Source organism: Halobacillus sp. BBL2006, assembly GCF_000786645.1.
Classification (GTDB): Bacteria; Bacillota; Bacilli; order Bacillales; family Halobacillaceae; genus Halobacillus.
Genome location: NZ_JRNX01000803.1, coordinates 1 through 566 on the forward strand (window position 1 = coordinate 1; position 566 = coordinate 566).

Genomic DNA, 566 nt, shown 5'->3' on the forward strand with positions numbered 1-566 from the left:
AGTCAATTCAACCACTCGGTCAAAATCTGCTGCTTTGATGTACTGGTTATTCATCCATTTAAGTTTCGCAGGGTCGAAGACTGCCGGTGAGGTGGAAAGACGATCTGCATCAAAGATTTCGACAAGCTTCTCTTGAGTGAAAATCTCCTCTTCGCCAACCGGAGACCAGCCAAGCAAAGTAATGAAGTTAAACAGCGCTTCCGGTAAGTAACCCAGGTTTTTATATTGCTCAATGAACTGAAGAATATGTTCATCACGTTTACTTAGTTTCTTACGGTTTTCATTCAGGATCAAAGTCATATGGCCGAATTTAGGCGGTTCCCACCCAAACGCTTCATAAACCATCATTTGCTTCGGTGTGTTAGAAATATGTTCTTCACCGCGAAGTACATGCGTAATATTCATCAAATGATCATCAATAGCCACTGCAAAATTGTAAGTAGGCGTTCCATTCTTTTTCACAATGACCCAGTCACCGAAATCACTTGATTCAAATGTAATGTCATCGCGTACAATGTCATTAAACTTGTACGTATGATTTTCAGGAACTCGAATTCGAATGCTTG

1 protein-coding gene is annotated in these 566 nt (G+C 40.6%); it reads right to left on the reverse strand.

What is annotated here, in order from left to right; translation table 11 throughout:
- Positions 1 to 566: glutamate--tRNA ligase (locus LD39_RS19850; protein WP_035552509.1), on the reverse strand; the 566-nt coding region annotated here is incomplete at both ends.